The organism is Actinoplanes sp. NPDC051470 (genome assembly GCF_040682035.1).
In the GTDB taxonomy this organism is placed as follows: Bacteria; Actinomycetota; Actinomycetes; order Mycobacteriales; family Micromonosporaceae; genus Actinoplanes.
Map to the genome: position 1 here is coordinate 79,334 of NZ_JBFBAA010000013.1, position 20,540 is coordinate 99,873.

20 protein-coding genes are annotated in these 20,540 nt (G+C 71.4%); 8 read left to right on the forward strand and 12 right to left on the reverse strand.

What is annotated here, in order from left to right:
* Positions 1 to 2 precede the first annotated feature (2 nt).
* The 3 genes from AB0M54_RS23200 to AB0M54_RS23210 all read right to left on the reverse strand — a co-directional run bounded on the left by AB0M54_RS23200 (position 3) and on the right by AB0M54_RS23210 (position 3,172).
* Positions 3 to 878, reverse strand: a complete 876-nt coding sequence (locus AB0M54_RS23200; RefSeq protein ID WP_364326950.1) for a carbohydrate ABC transporter permease — start codon at positions 876 to 878, stop codon at positions 3 to 5.
* Positions 879 to 881: 3 nt separating this feature from the next.
* Complete coding sequence (locus AB0M54_RS23205) at positions 882 to 1,727, reverse strand: sugar ABC transporter permease (RefSeq protein WP_364326947.1); 846 nt, start codon at positions 1,725 to 1,727, stop codon at positions 882 to 884.
* A gap of 83 nt (positions 1,728 to 1,810) precedes the next feature.
* Positions 1,811 to 3,172: a carbohydrate ABC transporter substrate-binding protein gene (locus AB0M54_RS23210; RefSeq protein WP_364326944.1), complete on the reverse strand. Its 1,362-nt coding sequence runs from the start codon at positions 3,170 to 3,172 to the stop codon at positions 1,811 to 1,813.
* A 142-nt stretch (positions 3,173 to 3,314) separates the two neighbouring features.
* Between AB0M54_RS23210 and AB0M54_RS23215 the strand changes: the two genes are divergently transcribed.
* Positions 3,315 to 4,640, forward strand: a complete 1,326-nt coding sequence (locus AB0M54_RS23215) for a DNA polymerase IV (protein ID WP_364326941.1) — start codon at positions 3,315 to 3,317, stop codon at positions 4,638 to 4,640.
* A gap of 33 nt (positions 4,641 to 4,673) precedes the next feature.
* On the opposite strand, the gene AB0M54_RS23220 is transcribed toward AB0M54_RS23215, so the two are convergent.
* The 6 genes from AB0M54_RS23220 to AB0M54_RS23245 form a co-directional block, all read right to left on the reverse strand.
* Positions 4,674 to 5,516 carry a GDSL-type esterase/lipase family protein gene (locus AB0M54_RS23220; RefSeq protein ID WP_364473623.1) on the reverse strand — a complete coding sequence of 281 codons (843 nt, stop codon included), beginning with the start codon at positions 5,514 to 5,516 and terminating at the stop codon, positions 4,674 to 4,676.
* A gap of 34 nt (positions 5,517 to 5,550) precedes the next feature.
* The gene (locus AB0M54_RS23225; protein ID WP_364326935.1) at positions 5,551 to 6,375 is read right to left on the reverse strand and encodes a carbohydrate ABC transporter permease; all 825 of its coding nucleotides are present in this window, start codon (positions 6,373 to 6,375) and stop codon (positions 5,551 to 5,553) included.
* Entirely contained in the window at positions 6,372 to 7,295 is a 924-nt protein-coding gene (locus AB0M54_RS23230) for a sugar ABC transporter permease (protein WP_364326932.1), read from the reverse strand. Before AB0M54_RS23230 ends, AB0M54_RS23225 begins: the two co-directional genes overlap by 4 nt.
* A 4-nt stretch (positions 7,296 to 7,299) precedes the next feature.
* Entirely contained in the window at positions 7,300 to 8,640 is a 1,341-nt protein-coding gene (locus AB0M54_RS23235; RefSeq protein ID WP_364473625.1) for an ABC transporter substrate-binding protein, read from the reverse strand.
* Positions 8,641 to 8,823: 183 nt separating this feature from the next.
* Complete coding sequence (locus AB0M54_RS23240) at positions 8,824 to 9,816, reverse strand: LacI family DNA-binding transcriptional regulator (RefSeq protein WP_364326926.1); 993 nt, start codon at positions 9,814 to 9,816, stop codon at positions 8,824 to 8,826.
* A 115-nt stretch (positions 9,817 to 9,931) separates the two neighbouring features.
* Positions 9,932 to 11,344 carry a non-reducing end alpha-L-arabinofuranosidase family hydrolase gene (locus AB0M54_RS23245; protein ID WP_364473776.1) on the reverse strand — a complete coding sequence of 471 codons (1,413 nt, stop codon included), beginning with the start codon at positions 11,342 to 11,344 and terminating at the stop codon, positions 9,932 to 9,934.
* Between the two features lie 235 nt (positions 11,345 to 11,579).
* On the opposite strand from AB0M54_RS23245, the gene AB0M54_RS23250 reads away from it, so the two are divergent.
* Positions 11,580 to 13,022, forward strand: coding sequence for a sigma-70 family RNA polymerase sigma factor (locus tag AB0M54_RS23250; RefSeq protein ID WP_364473627.1), 1,443 nt, complete (start codon positions 11,580 to 11,582; stop codon positions 13,020 to 13,022).
* 236 nt (positions 13,023 to 13,258) lie between these two features.
* Positions 13,259 to 13,990, forward strand: coding sequence for a GAF and ANTAR domain-containing protein (locus tag AB0M54_RS23255; RefSeq protein WP_364326920.1), 732 nt, complete (start codon positions 13,259 to 13,261; stop codon positions 13,988 to 13,990).
* 7 nt (positions 13,991 to 13,997) lie between these two features.
* Here AB0M54_RS23255 and AB0M54_RS23260 read toward each other — a convergent pair whose 3' ends face one another.
* Positions 13,998 to 14,423 (reverse strand): hypothetical protein, encoded by a 426-nt coding sequence (locus AB0M54_RS23260; protein ID WP_364326917.1) that lies wholly within the window; start codon positions 14,421 to 14,423, stop codon positions 13,998 to 14,000.
* A gap of 308 nt (positions 14,424 to 14,731) precedes the next feature.
* On the opposite strand from AB0M54_RS23260, the gene AB0M54_RS23265 reads away from it, so the two are divergent.
* From AB0M54_RS23265 to AB0M54_RS23285, 5 genes are read left to right on the forward strand one after another with little or no spacing between them, the layout of a single operon-like run.
* Positions 14,732 to 15,193 (forward strand): DUF5994 family protein, encoded by a 462-nt coding sequence (locus AB0M54_RS23265; RefSeq protein ID WP_364473629.1) that lies wholly within the window; start codon positions 14,732 to 14,734, stop codon positions 15,191 to 15,193.
* On the forward strand, positions 15,190 to 15,363 hold the full coding sequence (locus AB0M54_RS23270; protein WP_364326911.1) for a hypothetical protein: 174 nt from the start codon (positions 15,190 to 15,192) through the stop codon (positions 15,361 to 15,363). The genes AB0M54_RS23265 and AB0M54_RS23270 overlap by 4 nt, the downstream gene beginning before the upstream one ends.
* Positions 15,360 to 16,508 (forward strand): glycosyltransferase, encoded by a 1,149-nt coding sequence (locus AB0M54_RS23275; protein ID WP_364326908.1) that lies wholly within the window; start codon positions 15,360 to 15,362, stop codon positions 16,506 to 16,508. Before AB0M54_RS23270 ends, AB0M54_RS23275 begins: the two co-directional genes overlap by 4 nt.
* Positions 16,505 to 17,563 carry a glycosyltransferase gene (locus AB0M54_RS23280; RefSeq protein WP_364326905.1) on the forward strand — a complete coding sequence of 353 codons (1,059 nt, stop codon included), beginning with the start codon at positions 16,505 to 16,507 and terminating at the stop codon, positions 17,561 to 17,563. The genes AB0M54_RS23275 and AB0M54_RS23280 overlap by 4 nt, the downstream gene beginning before the upstream one ends.
* Complete coding sequence (locus AB0M54_RS23285) at positions 17,560 to 18,324, forward strand: TIGR03943 family protein (protein WP_364473631.1); 765 nt, start codon at positions 17,560 to 17,562, stop codon at positions 18,322 to 18,324. Before AB0M54_RS23280 ends, AB0M54_RS23285 begins: the two co-directional genes overlap by 4 nt.
* A gap of 3 nt (positions 18,325 to 18,327) precedes the next feature.
* Here AB0M54_RS23285 and AB0M54_RS23290 read toward each other — a convergent pair whose 3' ends face one another.
* Together AB0M54_RS23290 and AB0M54_RS23295 are read right to left on the reverse strand one after the other, a co-directional pair.
* Complete coding sequence (locus AB0M54_RS23290; protein WP_364473633.1) at positions 18,328 to 19,389, reverse strand: hypothetical protein; 1,062 nt, start codon at positions 19,387 to 19,389, stop codon at positions 18,328 to 18,330.
* The gene (locus AB0M54_RS23295; RefSeq protein WP_364473778.1) at positions 19,386 to 20,318 is read right to left on the reverse strand and encodes a permease; all 933 of its coding nucleotides are present in this window, start codon (positions 20,316 to 20,318) and stop codon (positions 19,386 to 19,388) included. The genes AB0M54_RS23290 and AB0M54_RS23295 overlap by 4 nt, the downstream gene beginning before the upstream one ends.
* Positions 20,319 to 20,540 lie beyond the last annotated feature (222 nt).

Here is a 20,540-nt window from a genome sequence, read left to right on the forward strand (position 1 = left end):
ACTCACTCCTTGGTGCCGCCCGCCGTCATGCCGGACACCAGGAACCGTTGGGAGAACAGGAAGACGACGAGTACCGGGAGCACCGAGACGACGGTGGCCAGCGCCAGCGTCGGCAGCTGCACCGACTCCGACCCGGCCGAGCTGGGGTTGAACGCCGGGGTCGAGGCCAGCAACGAGGTGAGCCCGACCTGGATCGGGTAGCCGTCGCTGGACGGCAGCATCACGAACGGCAGGAAGAAGTTGTTCCAGCTCTGCACGAAGCTGAAGAACGCCACCAGCGCCACGATCGGCGCGGCCAGCGGCAGGGCCACCTTGGTGAACACCTGGATCTCCCGGCATCCGTCGATCCGGGCCGCGGCGAGCAGGTCCCGCGGGATGCTGGTGGAGAAGTAGATGTACGTCAGGTAGACCCCGAACGGGAAGAACGACATCGGCAGGATCACCGACAGCGGGCTGCCGATCAGCCCGACGGTGTTGAGCTCGAGGAAGATCGGCAGCACCAGCGCGGTGTTCGGGATCAGCATCACGACCAGCGTGACGATCAGCAGCAGGCGGCGGAACCGGAACTCGGTCAGCGCCAGGGCGTAGCCGGCCGGGATGCCGGCGATCAGGGTGACGACGAGAGCGCCGATCGCGTACACGGCCGAATTGCCGACCCACGTGGTGACCGCGCCGTCCTGGAAGCCGAACAGCTGGTCCGCGTTGGCCGCCAGGCCGGACCATCGGCCGGGCGCGAACGGGCTGCCCACCGTGAGCTCGCGGGCCGTCTTGGTCGAGGCCAGGAGCAACCACACGAGGGGTACGAGGAAGAACAGCGTGAAGACCGCCAGCAGCAGCCCGGCGATCGCGCGGCCACTCCAGCCACGGGCAGAGGTCATGGCTCAGTCCTTCTCGAACAGACCGCCGCGCGTCACGAACACGGCGGACAGGGCGAGGGCGATGACCAGCAGCAGCAGCGAGATCGCGGCGGCGCCGTTGAAGTCGTTCTGCTGGAAGGCGTACTGGTACGCCAGCTGGTTGAGCGAGTAGTCGTTGGGCACGACCGCGTTGCTGGCCTGCGAGAGCAGCTGGGGCTCGACGAACAGCTGGGTGCCCGCGGCGAGCGACATGATCCCCATGTACGAGATCCACTTACGCAACAGGGGAAGCTGGATCCGCCAGGCGATCTGCGCCGGGCCGGCGCCGTCCATCCGGGCGGCCTCGATCACCTCGGCCGAGATGTTGTTCAGCGCCCCGTACATGATGACGATCCATCCGCCCGCCCCGGTCCAGAACGCGATGATGGCGAAGATCGGCGGCAGGTTCGCGGGCACGATGACCTCGACGAAGCTGCCGAAGCCGAACAGGTGCAGCAGACCGGCGGCCGGTCCGGCGGCCGGGTCGAGCACGAACAGCCACAGCAGGACGCTGGAGGCGCCGGCCAGGGCGCCCGGCAGGTAGAACACCAGCCGCAGCGTGCTGCTCAGCCAGCGCACCGACACGGCGTGCACGACGATGGCCAGGAAGGTCACCAGCACGATCAGTGCGACCAGCCAGATCACCAGGTAGAGGGCGACATGGCCGACGGCCGGGAGGAACCGGAAGTCACCGATCGCCCGGGTGAAGTTGTCCAGCCCGGCGAACCCGCCCTCGGCGTCGGTGAACGCCAGCCACAGCGAGTAGAGGGCCGGCAGCACGCCGAAGGCCAGCGTCAGCACCGCGTACGGGGCGACGAAGCCGTAGCTCATCGCGTTCCCGGGCCGGCCCGCCGGCCGCCGGCCCGGCCGGCGACGTTGAACCGCCGCCGGCCGGACCGCCCCTTCGACCGCTGTCACTTGGCCGTGTAGCCGTTGACCTGGGCCTGGTTCTTGATCGCCGTCTCCCACTCGGGCAGCAGGTCGACCAGGCTCTTGCCGTCGGCGATGGCCGGGGTGATCGTCTTGGCCCAGACGGCCTCCTGGCTGAACGTCCCGGAACCCCAGCCGTCCCAGATCTGGGTGCCGGCCTTCACCAGGTTCTGCAGGTCGGTGGCGTAGTAGCCGCTGGACTCCTGCTTCTTGATCCACTTCTCCCCCGCCGAGGCGAAGGCCGGGTAGCCGGGAGCGACGTTCACCTGGTAGTCGTCGGCGGTCGTGACGAACTCGGCGAACGTCGCGGCTGCCTTGAGGTTCTTCGAGTGGCTGCTGATGAACCAGGTGCCGCCACCGACGTTGCCGGTAACCGCGGGATCCGACGACCAGGCCGGCGGGGCGCCGACGCCGAGCTGACCCTTGGGGACGTTCAGCGCCTGCGGGTTGTTGAAGATGGCGCCCGCATACCAGGCCGGGCCGGGCATGACGAGGACCTTGCCGGCGTACTTCTTCACGAACTCCGGCGTGAAGACGCTGATGTTCGGGGTGGTGCCGTTCTTGATCAGGGTGTCCAGCATCGCCGCGGCGCGCTTGCACTCCTCACTGCCGGTGACGACGGTGACCGTCTTGGGCCCGGTGACGCCGTTCGCCTGGCACTTGCTGGCCCAGAAGAAGACCTCCGGCGTCCAGGCGTCGCCGACGGTGCCGACGATGTAGCCCGGGTGCTCCTTGGCCACCTTCTCGCCGAGGGCCTGGTAGTCCGGCCAGGTGGCGGGGACCTGATAGCCGAACTTGTCGAGGAGCGTCTTGTTGTACCAGAGGACGGCCTGGGCGAGGTCGTTGCGCAGGCAGTAGACCTTGCCCTCGACGGTGCAGGGGTTCAGCGAGCCCGCGGTGAAGCCGTCCAGCGTGGCCTTGGGCACGAGCCCGTCGCTGAGCGTGGCCGCGAACGCCTGCTTGCCGTTGGTCTTCTGGCTGGCCCAGGCCGCGTCGTTGTTCTGGCTGGAGAAGACGACGTCGGGCCAGCCGCTGCCGGCCCGGTCGAACAGCTGCATCTTGGTCCGGAAGGAGTTGGAACCGTTGGCGGAGCCGTCGTAGCTGACCGCCTTGACCGGCACGTCGGGGTTGGCCTTCTTGAAGGCCTCGACCGCGCCCGCCCGGTCGGCGTCCACCCAGACCGTGATCTCGGCCTTCTCGTCCTGGGTCACCTGGGGGAAGCCGTACGAGCCGGCCGAGTCGTTCGTGTCGCCACCACCGTTGCAGGCGGTCAAGGCCAGGGCGGCGGCCAGGAGCCCGGCGGCCATGGCCCCACGCCCCCGCCACAACCGTGTCGTATCACCCATGTCGGATCCTTGTCGGTCAACGTGTTGATGGTCCGTTCATCGTCACGAAATGTAAGGGCATACGTATCACCTTTGCAATAGGTGATACGTATGCTGTTTCCGTCGGCGCGAGTCTGTCGTACCCATGAACGACACTGGGGCGGTGAGGACGTCGAGGCGGGAGGCGAGCATCGCCCACGTCGACCTCGACGCGATGTTCGCCGCGGTCGAACAGCGCGACAAGGTGTCGCTGCGCGGCCGGCCGGTCATCGTCGGCGGCGTGGCGGGTCGCGGCGTCGTCGCCACCGCGTCCTATGAGGCTCGCCGTTACGGAGCGCGCTCGGCGATGCCGACCGCCGAGGCCCGGCGGCGCTGCCCACCGGGCACCGCCTTCCTGGCGCCCCGGTTCGCCGCCTACCGGCGGACCAGCGAGGTGGTGATGGCCGTCCTGGCCGATCTGTCACCCCTGGTGGAGCAGGTCTCCATCGACGAGGCCTACGTCGACCTGGCCGCCGCCGGCCGGCACGACCTGTCCGGGCCGGGCGTCACCGCGCTCGCCGAGCAGGTCAAGCAGATGATCGCCGCCGCGACCGGCGGCGTCACCGCGTCGATCGGCGTCGGCACCTCGAAGCTCGTCGCCAAGATCGGCTCGGATCTGAACAAGCCCGACGGGCTGACCGTGGCCCCGCCCGGCGGCGAACAGGCGCTGCTGCACCCGTTGCCGGTGACCCGGCTGCCCGGGGTCGGGCCGGCCACCGCCGAACGGCTGCGCCGCGCCGGCGCCCACACCATCGGCGCGCTGGCCGCCGTGCCGCTGCCCGAGTTGATCGACTGGTTCGGCCAGGCCCACGGGGCCGGGCTGTACCGGCTGGCCCGCGCCGACGACGACCGCCCCCTGGTCGGGGAACGCGAGGCGAAGTCGGTGTCGGCCGAGGAGACCTTCGACGTCGACCTGACCGACCGGACCCGGCTGAACACCGAGATCGACCTGCTCGCCACCCGGGTCGGCGGCCGGCTCCGGGCCGGGGGCGTGTCGGCCCGCACGGTGACGATCAAGGTCCGGCACTACGACTTCACCACGATCACCCGGTCGGTGACCCGGGCCCAGCCCACCGACGACCCCCGGCTCGTCGCCCAGCTCGCCCGCCGCCTGCTGGCCGAGATCGACACCTCCAGCGGCATCCGCCTGCTCGGCGTCGGCGTCACCACGCTGGCCGACTTCGTCCAGGACGACCTCTTCGCCACACCGGCCGAAGCCCTTCCGGTGGCCCCGGCCGCCGCCACCGAGGAGAGGACCGAGGCGCCGGTCGAGTGGCGGCCCGGCCAGGATGTCCGGCACGACGTGCACGGCGCCGGCTGGGTGTGGGGCAGCGGTCAGGGCCGCGTGACCGTCCGCTTCGAAGGCCCCACCACCCCGCCCGGACCGGTACGCACCTTCGCGATCGGCGACCCGGCCCTGCACCGGGCCGATCCGCCCGACTGGACCTGATCCGGTCACTCCGGCCTCCGCCGCGAGATGGGGTCACTCCGCCGCGAGGTGGCTGACGACGTGGGTGAGGATGAGTCGCTGACCGGCCGGTGCGGGATGGACGCCGTCGGCCTCGAGGAACGAGCCGACGTCCGCACCCCGGGTCGCGGCGTGCAGGTCGAGACCGGCCGGGTCGACCTTGCGGACGATCTCGGCGACCTCGGCGATGTCGCTCGCCCGCCACCACACCGGGTCACCGGCGAAGAAGTCGTCGATGCGCCGCTGGTCGGCCGCCGGTGGGGTGATCAGCGTGGTGGCGGCGCCGAGACCGGTGATGAGGTCGAGGAGCACGCGCAGGTTGCGCTCGGTCTCGGGTCCGGTGGCCATCCGGTGTCCGGCGGCCCGGCCGTGGACGCGGACGTCATTGGTGCCGAGCATGAGCAGGACCCGGGTCGGCCGGCCGGCTTCGAGCAGATCGAACCGTTCGATCACGTCGGCGGTGGTGTTGCCGCTGACGCCCAGGTTGATCATCGTGGGAGCCTCCGCGCCGGCCGGCGTCACGGCGGCCGACAGGATCTCGAACCAGCCGATGCGGTCGGCGGTGATGGAGTCGCCGATCGCGACCACCCGGTCCTCCGGGCGGAACGGCAGGGCGCGGAGCAGGTCCCGGAAGGCCGCGTCGGCGAGCATCTCGGCCGCGGTCTCCCGCACCTGGGCGGCGAAGGTGTCGACGATCGATCGCACGGCCGGCACGGAGCACCGGAGCATCTGGGCGAGCAGGTCGTCGTGCAGATCGTCGGTGACCGGGAAACGCCGCAGCATCGGCCAGTTGCGGGTGTGCGTGTAGCGGACGAAGTTCCGGCGCTCGTCGTCGGTCGGGCCGTGCGTGCTGGTCATGTGTCGGTTCCGGTCGTGAGAAGGTGCGGTCGGATCAGCCCTTGATCGAGCCCTGGAGCAGCGCGGCCACGAACCGGCGCTGGAAGACCAGGAACACGGCCAGGGTGGGCGCGAGGATGAGCAGCGAACCGGCGCAGAGCAGCGGGATGTCGGTGCCCCACTGGCCCTGGAAGGCGCCGAGGGCGCCGGCCATGGTGCGTTTCGCCGGGTCGTCGACCAGCACGATGGCCAGCAGAAACTGGTTCCAGGTCCAGAGGAACAGCAGGATCGCCAGGGACGACAGGGCGGGCCGGGCCAGCGGCAGGTGCACCCGCCGGAACAGCTGCCAGGTGGTGGCGCCGTCGAGGCGCGCCGCCTCGGACAGGTCTTCCGGCATGGTCACGAAGTGGGCCCGCATCCAGAGCACCGAGAACGGCATGAACAGGCCGATGAGCGGCAGGATGATCGCCCAGCGGGTGTTGAGCAGTCCCAGGTCGCGAACCTGGTAGTACAGCGGCGTGATGATGCCCTCGAACGGCAGCGTCAGCCCGAGCACGAAGATCAGGAAGCCGATGCGGTGACCGGGCATGCGCAGATGGCCGAAGGCGAACCCGGCCATGGTGCCGAACAGCAGCGAGATCGGGACGACGCCGGCCACGATCAGGGCGCTGGAGACCAGCAGCTGGCCCATCCGCGCCGACCGGAAGGCGTCGGCGAAGTTCCCCCACTGTGGATCGTCCGGCCAGGACAGCCCGGCCGGATAGCTGCCCGACGGGTGCAACGCGGTGACGAACAGGCTGACGAAGGGCACCACGGTGATCGCCATCAGGAGCAGCAGCAGGACGCGCCCGATCAGGGCCTCGCGGCGGTTGACGATCATCGGGATCCGTCTCGGGTGAATCGCTGGACCGGCAGGACGCAGGCCAGGACGAGCAGCACGAGCACGACCGCCAGGGCGGAGGCCCGGCCCACCTCACGCTCGGCGAAGGCCAGATAGAAGATCTCCAGCCCGGGAACCATGGTGGAGTTGCCCGGCCCGCCCTGGGTGGCGATGTAGACGATGTCGAAGCTGGCCAGGGCGGCGATGATGGTGACGGTCACGCAGACGCCGATCTCCTGGCGCAGGCTGGGCAGCGTGATGGCGAAGAACTCGCGCACCGGGCCGGCCCCGTCGAGGCGCGCCGACTCGTACAGCGCGACATCGATCTTGCTCATCCCGGCCAGCAGGAGCAGCGTGCACAGCCCGACGAGCACCCAGGCGCCGATCACCCCGACGGCCGGCAGCGCGGTCCCGAAGTCACCCAGCCACGCGCGGGTGACGCCGCCCAGGCCGACGGCCGACAGGAACTCGTTGGCCAGACCGGTCGTGGACAGCAGCCAGCTCCACATGATGCCGGCCGCGACCAGCGGGATGACCTGCGGCAGGAACAGCACCGTACGGGCGACCAGGGCCAGCCGGCTCTGCGCGATGCCGCGGATCGTGGCCGCCACGAACAGGCCGAGCAGCACCGGGATTCCGCTGAAGAACAGGATCAGCTCGAACGCGTGCAGGATCGGCGCGAACTGCTCGGGATCGGTGAACAGCCGGGTGTAGTTCGCGGCCCCGACCCAGCGGGACGCGCCGATGCCGTTCCAGTCGTAGAACGAGTACTGGACGGTCAGCGCCAGGGGACGCAGCACGAAGACGGCGTACATCACGGCCGCGGGGGCGGCGAACAGCCAGCCGAGCCAGGCCCCGGGGCGGCGCGAACGCCGCACCGGAGCCGTCGCGGTCCGGGTCGCGGATCGAGGACGGGTCACCTGATCAGCCCTTGACCTGACTCTCGTAATCCTTTTGCACGGACTTCAACAGGGCGTCCGCGCTCTGCTGACCGGCGGCCAGCTTCTGCAGTTGCGGGGTCCAGCTCTTGGCGTAGATCGCGCCGGTCGCGTTGGCGATGAAGTCCATGGCCCCGTTGTCCTTGCCGATGGTGGCGCCGGCGGTCAGCGTCGCCGCGGTGACGGTGCCCTCCTTGACCGGGGGCATGTAGGCGTCCGACGGGCCCATCGGGTGTGAGCCGCCGACCGTCACGGCGATGTCGCGGGCCTTCTGATTGGTCGCCACCCAGTTCAGGAAGTACGCGGCGCAGTCCGCGTGCGGCGCCTTGGCGCTGATCCCGTAGGTCAGGGGCGCCGACATCGCGGCCTGCTTGCCGCCCGGCGCCTGCGGGGGCATCAGGAAGAAGCCGGCGTTGCCCGCCATCTGCTTGTCGAGGTTGCCGGACTCCCAGTCACCGTTGAAGATGAACAGCGCCTTGCCGCCGATGAAGCGGCTCATCATCGTCGCGTAGTCCTGCGAGTTGATGTCCGGGGCGAAGTAACCGGCCTTGATCCACTTCTCCAGGTGTTGGGTGGCCTGCAGGTTGCTCGGGGTGTCGATGGTGGCGCCGGGCTTCTGGAAGATCCAGTCGTTGATCGCGGCCGGATCGCCGTACGCGGCCATCAGGTTCTGCAGGGGGAAGGCGAGCCCGCCGGTCGCGCCGCCGTTGAACTGGTTGATCGGCGTGAGCCCGGCGTCCTTGGCCTTCCGCAGGACGGTGTCCAGCTCGGCCAGCGTGGCCGGCGGTTGCGTCATGCCGATCTGGGCGGCCAGCTTCTTGTTGTAGAAGACGCCGGTCATGCTGAAGTTCAGCCCCTGCGCCTGCAGCGGACCGTCACCACGCTGACCACCGGGGTTGACCCGCAGCTGCTCCAGCTGCGACGCCGGCCACTTGTCCCACCCGTACGCCTGGGCGTAGGCGTCCAGGGGCTTGAGCAGGCTGTCCTTGACCAGCTCGGAGACCTGCGGCAGCCGCATCAGATCGGGCGGGTCGTCGGCCAGCACCCTCGGCGCGTTCTGGGTGATCACCGCGAACTGGTCCTCGCGGACCTCCCACTTGACGTTCGGGAACTGCTTGGTGAACTCGTCGGCGAGCTGCTTGGGTAGCGGGAAGCCGGTCTCGAAATAGCCCTTCAGGGTGACCGGATCGCTGCCGCAGGAGGTGGTCACCGCGGCCGCGCTGCTCGCCGCGTCCGGGGTTCCGGAGTCGCTGCCCGGAGCGCTGCAGCCGGCCGCGGCGATCAGGAGACCGGTGCAGGCCAGCGCCGCTATCGTCGGATATCTCATGCTTCACCACATTCTCGGATGGACGTAGCCCGGCCGCGAGGGACATGGCCGGTGGGGCGTCGACACATCTGCGTTACAAGCACGAAACCCCACCTCGAAAGCGGTGTCAAGAGATTCTATCGAAGCACTTTTCTAGGCGGCCGCACTCGTCCCGATCAGGGCTTCCCCGGGTTTCACCGCTGGTCAGGTGGTCGACCGCGCGACCAGGCGCACGTCGAGCGTCGTGGTCGAACGCAGGTCCGAGCCACCGAGATGACCCAGCAGGACGCTGAGCGCGGCACTGCCGGACTCCTCGAACGGCTGGCGCACGGTGGTCAGGTCGGCCGCCATGGCCATCTCACCGTCGTCGAAACCCATCACGGCCACGTCCTGCGGGACACGCAGCCCCCGCTCACGAGCCTCCAGCAGCACGCCAACGGCCAGCGTGTCGTGGTGCGCCATGACGGCGGTGGGACGGTCGGCGTCGTCGAACAGGCCGGCGGCGGCCCGGCGCGCCGCCTCGATCGCGTTGTCGCTGCTGGTCACCACCACCGAGCCGCCGGCCGCGGTGATGACCTCGCGGAAACCGGTGAGCCGCTTGACGGCCTGTGACTCGTAGTCCGAGACCTGCCTCTCCAGCAGGTAGCCGACACGGCGGTGACCACGGTCGCGCAGATGTGCGGCCGCGATCCGCCCGCCGTCGCGGTCGTCGATGACCACCCGGCTGAACAGGGCGCTGTCCGCGTCGACGGCCACCGTGGGCAGGCGCCGCTCCCGCAGCCGATCGGCGATGGCGTCCTCGATGCGCAGACCCATCACGATCAGGCCGTCCAGCCGCCCGTGCACCGGCATACTGGCCAGCACCGGGGAGGACGCCAGCGCCGCCGACTCGTGGTCGAAGACCAGGACGTCGATCTCCAGCTCGGTGGCCGCCGTGAGGAGCCCGGACAACCGGCGCAGATACGATCCGTAGGAGGTGAAGGGCGCCATCACCCCGACCCGCCCGGTACCCCGCCGCGCCAGGCTGACCGCCTGCACCTTCGGGACGAACCCGAGCTCGTCGACGGCCGCGAGGACCCGCTCCCGGGTCGCCGCGCTGACCCGGTCGGGCTTGTTCAGCACGTTGGAGACGGTCGAGATGCTGACCCGCGCACGATCGGCGACCTCGTAGATCGTGACCCGATGACCCGTCGTCAACGCCCCGCCCGCCTCACGTAGAGCCCGCCTGCAAACGGCTTTGTCAGAAGGACTCTACAACCGCGTACGCCCAGCCCGGGGCAACGGCCGCGACCGTCGCCCCGGCTGGGAACCCTCAGCGCTGGAGGGTCAGCAGGCCCGGCCGGTAGGGCAGGCGGCCGTAGTCGCCGCCGGAGCTGGGTGACCGGCCCTGGTAGAGCAGTCGCAGGTTGCAGGGGTCGATGGTCATGGTCTGATCGGCGCTGACCCGCACCAGCTCGCCGTGGCTGATGTCGTTGGTCCAGGTGGCGCCGCTGTTGGCCTTGCCGGCGAACGGGTTGCTCTCGGTCGAGGCCTGCGGCGTCCACGAACCGCCCAGGCTGCTGGCCGTGAACGAGCGGAAGTAGCGCCCGTTGGCCCCGATCGCCTCGACGATCATCAGGTACTGGCTCTGACCCTGGACCTTGTAGACCTGGACCGCCTCGAACAGGTTGTTGGTGGAGTCGCTCAGCACCACCGTCGACGCCGTGCCGAAGCTGCCCGGGAAGTTCCCGATCGGCATGCTCGCCCGGTAGATCTTGCCGTTGTCGCCGGCGAAGAACAGGTACATGGTGCTGGAGTCACCGATCACCGCCTGGTCGATCGGCCCGGTGCCGGAGCCCGAGATGGTGCCGGAGAACAGCGTCTGCGGCGCCGACCAGCCGTTCGCGTTGGTCGGGTCGCTCGACGTGCGGTAGGAGAAGGCCGGGCCACCCCACTGGTACGCCAGCACCCAGAGGCCGCGCGGCGCGAAGTAGAACAACGAGGGCGCGACGGTGGCCGACGACATCGCGTTCTGACCCGCCGAGGCCATGTCCGACCAGTTGGTGAACAGGTTGAAGTTCATCGACCCCCACGTGGTGCCGTTGTCGTGGGTGGTGGCGTAGACGAGCTGCCGGCCGTTGTAGGGGACGGTGGTGAAGTCCTTCAACGACACCCAGCCCGACCGGGGCTGGGCCAGCGCGCCCGTCGACGACCAGCGGTAGCTCGACGGGAGCGAGCACGTGGCGGAGCTGTCGCCGACCCGGACCAGTTGCCACTGCTGGTTGGTGCCGCCCCAGTCGTCGTACTGCACGACGTTGGCGCCATCGGCCGTCGACGCGCCCTGGACCTCGACCGCCTTGCTGCTCTGCCGGCCGATCAGGCGGACGTAGCCGTCGGCCGAGTCGGCCAGCCGGAACTGCTGGTTCTGCCCGTTGCCGTCGGCCCACTGCACGATGGCGCCGCCGTTGACCGTCGAGTAGTTGTAGACGTCGAGCACCTTGCCGGAGTGCCGTGACCGGACCCGGTAGAAGCCGTCGCCGGAGTCGACGAACTGCCACTGCTGCTGGTTGCCGTCGTTGCGGGCCCACTGGGTGATCCGGCCACCGTCGGCGGTGGACTGGTTGTACACGTCGAGCGCCTTGCCGCTGTTGCGGTTCACCAGCACGTACCAGGCGGCCGGATCGACCGTCGCGGCCGACGCCGGCGTCGGCGACACCACCGCCGGGAGAACGCCGGCCAGCAGCATGACGGTTATCGCACCCAGCCACTTCCGGGCACCATGAAACGCGGACATGAGACTCCCCTGGTTGTTATCGCTAACAGGTCTGACGGAGCTGCTCAGCATGCAGATGGTGCACATCTGTGGGAACGCTCCCATCGAGTACGGCCGATGTTGCCAGAATGTTTCCGCGCCCTCAAGTGCGGCCGATTCGGGGCGTCCCGCGTAACACTTTCCGGCCGCCTCGAGGAAGGAGCGGGCAATGGCGGTGGACGGCTGGACCGACCTCGTGGACGCCGCCCGCGCCGGTGACCAGCGGGCCGCCGAACGGCTGATCACCCACTGCCTGCCGCTGCTGTACCGCATCGTCGGCGAGGCGCTGGGCGATCACCCCGACGTCGACGACGTCGTGCAGGAGACCGTCCTGCGGGCCCACCGGGACCTGTCGGCGCTGCGTACCCCCGAGGGTTTCCGGCCGTGGCTGGTCGCCATCGCGATGCACCAGATCAGCAACCGCCAGCAGGCCTGGCGACGGCAGCGGAGCCGGGTCACGTCGCTCGACCAGGCGGTGCGCGTCGCCGATCCGGGCGCGGAGTTCGCCGATGCCACCCTGCTGCGGCTGAGCCTGTCCGACCAGCGCCGGCAGATCGCCGAGGCCGCCCGCTGGCTCGATCCCGGCGATCGGGACCTGCTTCCGCTCTGGTGGCGGGAGGTCGCGGGTGACCTCAGCCGCGCCGAACTGGTCGCGGTCCTGGGGGTCGGCTCCGGCCACGCCCGGGTCCGGATCCAGCGGATGCGCCGGCAGCTCGAGCTGACCCGCCTGCTGGTCGCCGCGCTGGGCGCCACGCCCCGCTGCCCCGGCCTGGCCGCGATCGCCCACGGCTGGGACGGCACGCCGGGCCCGCGGTGGCGCAAACGCTTCGGCCGGCACGTGCGCGGGTGCGACCGATGCGGGGCGGCCCGATCCGGATTCGTGCCGCTGGACCGGCTGCTGGCCGGCGCGGCCGCCGTCTCCGGGCCGGCCGGCGCGGCCACCGAGGTCCTCGCCGGCGGCGCCGGGTGGCTGGGTCAGCTCGCGGGGGCGAAGATCGCCGCCGCGCTGCTGGTCGGCGCGACCGTCTCCAGCGGCATCTACCTCAACCTCCCCAGTGAACAACCACGCGCCGCGGACGCCGCCGAACCGGCCCCTCCCCCAGCGGCCCGGCCCGGCCCAGCCTCCCGGCCCGGCCCGACGGCCCGGCCCGACGGCCCGGCGCCCCGGCCCAGCGCAGCGGCACGGCCCAGCCCGGCGGACCCTCTTCCGCCCGGCCGGTTCGTGATCCGCCCGGTCGCCGGGGCGGGCACCGTCGTGGCGCTCGACGGTGCCCAGCTGGTCGAGGCGGCCGGCCCGCCCGGCCTGACGGTCACCGTGACACCGGGCCTCGCCGACCGGAACTGCGTATCGCTGCGCGCCGCCGACGGCCGGTACGTCCGGCACTCCTCCTTCCGCCTGCGGCTCGACCCGGACGACGGGCAGGTGCTGTTCCAGATGGACGCCACGTTCTGCCCGGCGCCCGGGGCCACGCCCGGCAGCGTCCGGCTCGCCTCCTACAACTTCCCGGTCCGGTTCGTGCACGCGACCGGCGACGGCCCCCTGGGCCTGGACCCGGAAGAGACCGGCGCGGCGTACGCCGGGGAGACGTCCTACCGGTTCACCGGGTCGTAGCAGGCCGGGAAGGGCCGGTGTCCACGACGAGCCGGCCGCGGAAGATCTGGCTCACCGCCAAGGCGTGCCGGGCCGCCGGCGTCACCATCGGGCCGAGCCGCGATCCGCTCGGTGGCCAGGGCGGCGGCGGTCGGAGGCTCCCGCTCGGTGTCGGGATCGGCCCACCGGCGCGAGCGCTGATCGATGCGCCGGACCGGAGTAGGGTCAGGCTCAATCGACCGAGTGGAAGGCAGGGCATGGGCACCGTTTCGCCCCAGCGGCTGGCCGCGATCTTCGTGGAGGTCGCCGACACCCTCGTCGACGAGTTCGAGCTGCTCGACTTCCTGCAGATGCTCACCGACCGGGCCAACAACCTGGTCGGCGCGGCCGCGACCGGCCTGATGCTGGCCGACGAGCGGGGGCGGCTGGAGTTCGCGGCCGGCTCCGACGAGAACGTCCGCCTGGTCGAGCTGTTCCAGCTGCAGAACGGCGAGGGCCCGTGCTTGGACGCCTTCCGCAGCGGCACGCCGGTGGTCAATGTCGACCTCGCTGCCGCCGTGGATCGCTGGCCCCGCTTCGCCGTCCGGGCCGCGGAGGCGGGTTTCCAGTCGGTGCACGCGTTTCCGCTGCGGCTGCGGTCGCAGGTGATCGGCGCGCTCAACGTGTTCGGCGGCACCACCGGCGGCGATTTCGACGCCGCCGATGTCCCGATCATGCAGGCCCTGGCCGACGTGGCGGCGATCGGCCTGATCCAGCAGCGCGCGATCAGCCGCGGCGAGACCTTGACCGAGCAGTTGCGCGGGGCGCTCAACAGCCGGGTCGTCATCGAGCAGGCCAAGGGCGCGCTGGCCCAGATCGACGGGATCTCGGTCGACGAGGCCTTCCTGCGGATCCGGGCGTACGCCCGGAACAACAACCGCAAGCTCACCGAGGTGGCCCACCTGGTCGTCACCAACATGGGAAGCCTGCCGGGGCTGAGCCGGCCATGACGCCGGGTCAGCCCGGCGCCACCCGCGTCAAGCGGTCCACCGGCCGCTGGAGCAGGGCCGCGAGTTCGAGCTCGGCGTAACTCAGCCGGGAGACGGTCAGCGCGGCGGGCCGTCCCACGAGCCGGGCCGCGTCGCTGATCCGCCGGCGCAGGATGCTGACGATCCAGCTCATGCCGTCGACCTCCGGCGCCCGCTCACACCCGGCCAGCCACCACACTTCGACGTAGGTGGCCGCGAGGACCTCGCTGACCCGGCGGTCATCCGGGAGACCGGCGGCCAGCTCGGCCCGGGCGGCCTCGGACGTCCGGTCGAACAGCGCCACGAAGGCCGGAACGCTGCCGCGGGAGATCAGCTCGATCAGGGTGGAGTCGCTGGACCCCTCGACGTCGATCTCGGCCGGGGGTTCGACGGGTTCGGGAGAACCGGCGCTCATGCACGCTCCAGGACAGGCGGAGGCAGACGGGGCCGCCAGAGTCCGGAGCGACTCGCCCGATGTCATCGAGCGTCACGGCAACGCTACGCCGGTGGAACATGCCGAGGCTACCGTCGTCCTCAGAAGGGAGCACAAGAGTCCGATTGGTCATCCGGACCCGTCCAACGCGAAACATGGCTTCCCTCGGCGGAGGGCTCCGGCCCCAGAGCGCGTACGGTTGGGGTCACACCGGCTCTTCGGCTTCCTGCGACGTGCGCATCGCGCCCGCCCCTTGATGGCGCGGATGTCGTCGACAGGAAGGCAGCTCGATGACCGAGACCACGATGACGCGTGTCCCACAGACCCCTGACCAGGGCGTACGTCTGCGTCTGGACCCGAAACCGTCCCGCACCACCGTCCTCGACGGCGCCTGGTGGCCCCGGTCGACGGATGCGGTCGCCGAACTCCCCGCCCTCCTGGAGGGCCTGCACGACCTCCGGGGCGAGATCACGCACGTGCTGTTCAACACCACGGAGTGGGACCAGCCCCACCCGCGCCGGGCCGCCTCGGGCCGCCGGGTCGTCCGGCTGGGCTGGTTCACCTCCCAGCCGCCCGGCCTGGTCACCCTGATCAGCGGCTCGGGTGACCGTTTCGATCTGCTGGTCGTCCCACCGGCCACGACGCCGGCCTCGGCCGAGCGGGTCATGGCCGCCGCGGCCGACGCGGCCGACAAGCGACGCACCCCCGAACTCCTCGGCACCGCCGACATCACATCGGAGAGCAGGCCATGATCATTTCACGGACATCTGTCGTCACCGCGCTTCGCGAGCGCGGCCAGCAGGACCGGGCCGACTTCGTCGAGAAGGAACTGCCCGAGCAGGTCGACTCGACCCGGCACACCGGGCTGCTGGCGATGCTCCGGCTCGATCCGGCCGAGCTGGCCGCCTCGGAATCCGCGTGACCGCCGGGACGATCAGATACGGATTTCTCAGCACCTACCCGCCGACCCGATGCGGTCTGGCGACGTTCAACGCCGCCCTCGCCACCCACCTCGGCGAGGCCGGCGTGGCCGGCGGCATCGTCCGGGTGATGACCCGCGCTGACGGCTCCACACCGCCACCCGGCGTCGTACACACCTGGACGGCCACCACACCGGCCGGCTGGCGCGACGCCGCCGAGGTGCTCAACACCTTCGACGTCGCCGTCGTCCAGCACGAGTACGGCATCTACCCGGGCCGCGACGGCGGCGAGGTGCTGCCTCTGCTGCGGCGGCTCACCGTGCCCAGCGTGGTGGTGCTGCACACCGTGCTCACCCGCCCCACCCCCTCGCAGAAGTCGTTGCTCGAGCAGATCGTGGCCGCCGCCGGCGCGGTCGTCACCCTGACCACGACCGCGCACGACCGGCTGCTCATCGGGTACGCCGTCGACGCGTCGAAGATCTCGGTGATCCCGCACGGCGCCTCCGGGTACGCCGGCGCCCCGCCGGCCACCCGCCCGCAGCGGCACCTGCTCACCTGGGGCCTGCTCGGACCCGGCAAGGGCATCGAATGGGCGCTCCAGGCCCTGGCCCGGTTGCGCCGGCTCGACCCCACGCCCACCTACACGGTGGCCGGGCGGACCCACCCCAAGCAGGTCGAACTGCACGGCGAGGCGTACCGGACGGGTCTGCACCAGCTGGGCGCCACCCTCGGCATCGCGCACATGGTGAACTACCGGTCGGAGTACCTCGACGACGCCAGGCTCGGCGAACTCATCCGCTCGGCCGACGTCGTCGTGCTGCCGTACGACTCCACCGAGCAGGTCACCTCCGGCGTCCTCGTCGAGGCGGTGGCGGCCGGCGTCCCGGTCGTCGCGACCACATTCCCGCACGCGGTGGAAGTGCTCACCGACGGCCCCGGCATCCTCGTGCCCCACCGGAACCCGGCCGCCCTCTCGACCGCCATCCGGCGGATCCTGACCACTCGCGGCCTGGCCGCCTCGCTGCGGGAGAGCGCCCGCCCGGCCGGATCGGCGCCGCCCTGGCCGGTCGTCGCCGAGCAGTACCACGCGCTGGCCGCGACGCTGCTCGCCGCCGACCACCGCGCGGCTGCCGTTGTGGCCACGTGACCACAACCGACGAGGTCCGGACCGTACCGGCGCCTCCGTTCGCGCACCTCTCGCGGCTCACCGACGACACCGGGCTGTTCGAGCACGCCCGGCACGGCATCGCCCGCCGCCAGCACGGCTACTGCACCGACGACGTCGCCCGGGGGCTCGTCGTCACCTGCCGTGAGCCCGACCCGCCGCCCGAGGTTCTGCGCCTGGCCGAGCGCTACCTGACCTTCCTCACCCACGCCCAGGACGACGAGGGCGCCTTCCACAACCGGCTCGACTTCGAGCGGCGGTGGACCGACCAGCCCGGGCTCGGCGACTGGTGGGGACGGGCCCTGTGGGGTCTGGCCACCGCGGCGGCCCGGAGCCCGGCCTCCTGGATCCGCGAGGAGGCGCATCTCGCGTTCGTCCGGGGCGCGTCCCGCCGGTCCGCGGCCCCGCGGGCCATGGCCTTCGCCGCGCTCGGCGCCGCGGAGCTGCTCCGGGCCGACCCGGACGACGATCTGGCCGCCGACCTGCTGGCCGAGGCGTCCACGGCGATCGGACGACCCGGCCACGACCCGGGCTGGCCGTGGCCGGACGGGCGGTTGACGTACGCCAACGCCGCCCTGGCCGAGGCCGTCATCGCCGCCGGCGATCTGCTGGACGACCCACCCACCCTCGCCGCCGGTCTGCGGATGCTCGGCTGGCTGGTGGACATCCAGGTCAGCGACGGCCACCTGTCGGTCCTCCCGTCGGCCGGCTGGCAGCGCGGCGGCCCCCGGCTCCGGCACGACCAGCAACCCATCGAGGTGGCGGCCCTGGCCGACGCCTGCGCCACCGCGGCCGCGGTCACCGGCGATCCGGGCTGGGAGCGGGGCGTACGCCAGTCCATCGACTGGTTCCTGGGCGACAACGACGTCGGCGAGGTCATGTGGGACCCGGCCACCGGCGGCGGGTACGACGGGCTGACCCTGCTGGGCCCGAACCGCAACCAGGGCGCCGAGTCGACCCTGGCCCTGGTCGCCACCCTGCAGTTGAACCGGCATCTCCCCGCGCGCGTACTGGAGGAGGTGGCGGTACTGCGGTGAACCGGCTGACCCAGGGCGTGGTCATGCTGCTGTTCGGCGGCGCGATCATCCGGGCCACGCTGACCGACATGTTCCTGCGCTACGTCAAGGAAGGCCTGCGGCCCTTCCTGCTGGCGACCGGCGCGTTGCTGATCGCGGCCGCGGTGATGACCATCGGGTACGAGCTGCGCTCCCTCCGTACCCACCGCGAAGAACCCGATGACACCCACCGCGAAGAACCGGACAGCACCCACCGGGAAGAACCGGACGACGGGCACGGGCACGCGCATCACGAGCCGAGGGTCGGCTGGCTGCTCCTGCTGCCGGTGGTCGGCCTGCTGCTGATCGCCCCGCCGGCCCTGGGCGCGTTCTCGGCCGGGCAGGCCGGATCGATCGCGGCCGAGCCGTCCGACTACCCTCCCCTGCCGGCCGGCGACCCCGTACCCGTGGGCCTGCTCGACTACGCGTCCCGGGCGGTGTTCGACCAGGGCAAGAGCCTGTCCGGCCGCACGGTGCGGCTGACCGGTTTCGTCACGAAGGGCCCGGGCGGCCGGCCGATGCTGGCCCGGATGGTGCTGAACTGCTGCGCCGCCGACGGCCGCCCGATCAAGGTCGGGCTGACCGGCGAGGCGACGGTCGACGCGGCCCCGGACACCTGGGTGCAGGTCGACGGCGTCTACAGCGGCAAGGTGGGCAAGGACCCGGTCAACGACGCGAAGGTCGCCTATCTCGAGGTGAGGTCGTGGCGGGAGACCACGGAACCGGCCCAGCCGTACGCGTGAGGGTCAGCGGAGGGTACGCAGATCCAGGCTGTGCCGCAGGAACAGATCCTGGGTGCCGGTCGACCACCACAGCATCCCGCCGCGGTAGGTGACGTTGGCGGCGTCCGGGCTGATCTGGACCGTCCGCTTCCCGGCGATGTCGTAGGCCATCAGCCGCACGTTGCCGGAGTAGTCGGCGTTGCCGCCGGTCTCGGCGTAGAGCTCGAGGCGATCCAGCGCCCCGACGTCGGCCACGATCGTCTCCACCGAGCCCGCGGCGACCTCGCGCCGGCCGGTGCCGTCGGGACGGATCAGCCGGATCAGCGCGCCGTCCTCGGTCAGCGAGACGGCGCGGCACCAGCGTGGACCGCAGTTGGTCACCGCCCGGGGATCGCCCGGCACCGCCTGGCGCTGCCCGGTGACCAGGTTCTTCAACGTGGTCGCGCCGGAACCGGAGGTGACGCCGTCGACCAGCCAGGGCCACGCCGACAGCTGCCAGGTGCCCGGCTCCGAGGTGCTCTCCACCGCGCCACCGGTCAGGGCGATCGACCGCACCTCGGTGGTCCCGTACCGGCCGGCGGCGACCCACCGCACCCGGCCGCCGGCGATCACCAGGTCGAACTCGGACTGGTAGAAGCGGGCCTCCCCCATGTCGGCCGTCACCCGCCGCGGCGCCCGCCGGTCGCGGAGGCCGGCCGCCCACAGCTGCGGCCGCAGGTCGCCGTCGCCCTCGGCCCAGGCCACCACGCCACCGTCGGCCGTGACCGCCGAGAAGGACGGGTTGGCCCGGGTGGGCAGGCGCCGGAGCTGCCGCAGCGATCCGTCCGGCCGGCGGATCAGCAGCCGCAGGTAGGCGCCGTCGCGGGTGAGCGCCGTGCCGATCGAGGTGCGGGCGTCGAGGAACCAGGCCGGGGTGTACGCGCTGCCGTCCGCCAGCAGCGCGGGCACGTTGCCGCGCTGGGCCTGGGGCCAGGCCACCCCGGCCGTCAGCGGGGCGGCCGGCTTACCCTGCCCGGGCGGCGCCAGCACCAGCACGCCGCCGGCCGCGGTGGCGACGAGCAGGCTCAGCAGCGTCTGCCGGATCACAGGATCACCGCCGCGACCGCCACACCGACGCCGATGGCCAGGACGAACGTGGCCGGGGCGAAGCGGACCATGAACCGCCGGCCGAACACCCCCGCCTGCATCGAGATGAGCTTGAGGTCGACCATCGGCCCGACCACCAGGAACACCAGCCTGGAGGTGAGCGAGAACTGCGACAACGACGCGGCGACGAAGGCGTCGGCCTCGCTGCAGATGGACAGCAGGACGGCCAGGACGGCCAGCGCGATGACCGAGAGCACCGGGTTGTCGGCCAGGGTCTGCAGCCAGGCCTCGGGCACCAGCACGTTGATCGTGGCGGCCGCGGCCGCACCCACCACCAGGAATCCGCCCGCGTGCATCACGTCGTGCCGGCAGGCCGCCCAGAACGCCTGGGCCTTGGACTGCCCGTCCAGGTCGGGCCGGTGGGGCAGCCTGATCCATTCCGCCTTGCCCAGGCGCAGCCACAGCCAGCCCATCACCACCGCGACGATCAGGCTGGCCACGCCGCGGGCCACCACCATCTCGAGGTTGCCCGGGAAGGCGACCGCGGTGGCGGTCAGCACGATCGGATTGATCGCCGGCGCGGCCAGCAGGAAGGCCAGCGCGGCGGCCGGGGTGACGCCACGACGGATCAGGGACCCGGCGATCGGCACGCTGCCGCACTCGCAGCCCGGCAGCACCACGCCGGCCAGGCCGGCGGCGGGCACGGCCAGGGCCGGGTGCCGCGGCAGGGCGCGGGCCCAGAACGACCGGGGCACGAACACCGCGATCACCGCCGAGAGCGCCACGCCGAAGACCAGGAAGGGCGCCGCCTGGATCAGGACCGAGACGAACACCGTGGCCCAGGTCTGGAGGCCGGCGCCGGACAGCAGCCGCGACAGCGGGCCACGGAAGATCACCAGCAGGACCAGGAGCGCGGCCAGCACCTCGATGGAGCCGAACCGGCCCCTCTTGCGGCCCGGTTTCGGCTCCTCGGCGTCCCGCGACGCGTGTGGTCGCGCCTTCGTGCTCTCACCTGTGGTCAAGACTGCTCCTTCACCGGCCCGACGACCGGGGACCGGCCCGACGACCGGGACCGGGGCCAAAATAGCGTGATCTCACGAGCACGCGATGACGTCGCTCACATCCGGCCCTCCCCGAGGACCGTACGGGGG